This is a genomic window from uncultured Aquimarina sp. (genome assembly GCF_947500065.1).
GTDB lineage: Bacteria > Bacteroidota > Bacteroidia > Flavobacteriales > Flavobacteriaceae > Aquimarina.
Map to the genome: position 1 here is coordinate 1 of NZ_CANMQT010000037.1, position 962 is coordinate 962.

At 38.4% G+C, this 962-nt stretch carries 1 protein-coding gene; it reads right to left on the bottom strand.

What is annotated here, in order from left to right:
• Window positions 1-962 (bottom strand): hypothetical protein (locus Q0975_RS28330; RefSeq protein ID WP_299444355.1); only part of this gene is annotated, 962 nt, incomplete at both ends.

The following is a 962-nucleotide window of genomic DNA, read 5'->3' on the forward strand; positions in this document are numbered from 1 at the left end:
GTAGTTTCTCCTTCTATTACTACAAAATCTCCTCCTGTTTCTACAAACCACTCATAGGTATATAAACTACTCAGAGGAACACTTAGTGTTACTTCTCCTCCAAACGGTAAAAATGGTGGGTCCGACACAATCTCAACAGCATCAGTCAAAAACTCAATCATAACAGGAGCCGAAACAGCTGTTGCAAATCCTCCTGGTCTAAATGTAGCTTCTAGCGTATAAGAATCATTCTCATTGGCTCCATTAACTGTATATGTTATATCCGTTTCTCCTAAACTCGTCCCATCTCGAAACCATTCAAAATCAAAAAAACTATATTGTTCTGTTGTTAACGGAATTTCTAAACCTCCAGCGGTAATTCCAAACAAATCCTCTAATGCTAATGTCGCAAGATTATCATCACAATCTATTACTTGAGATACCGTAGGTAAGAAACTTACAGCTTCAAAAACTTCTGTCTCAGCAACTAAAGTACTCACACAAACATCATTGGTAATAACTTCTGCTCTATATACTCCAGTGGTAGTGATATCTATTGATAGGCCCGTAGCTCCTGGAATAGCCACATTATTCTCAAACCATTGTATCGTGCTTCCTGCTGGTGCATTGGTAGTAATAGCCAACGTAATCGTTTCAGTAAGTAAAAGAATAAGTTGCGGTGGTGGTTGGGTCAAAATATCTGACCCCAAATTGATCACCTCTACAGGGTTAGTCATTATAGAACAACCATCTCTTGCAGTAACCATTACTGTATAATCTCCCCCAAAATTACTCTGTGGTAATTCGTAAGAGGATGCATTAGAATCCGCAATAGCCACACCATCTAAAAACCATTCATATGTATATGCAGGATCACTGATACTACAGGTAAGAAAATTACCCGGCTCTGGACAAAATGATAGTGGTGCTGCGCCTTCCTCATTAATAAAAACATTGTTCGTATCAAAAAGAAAAACATTGGT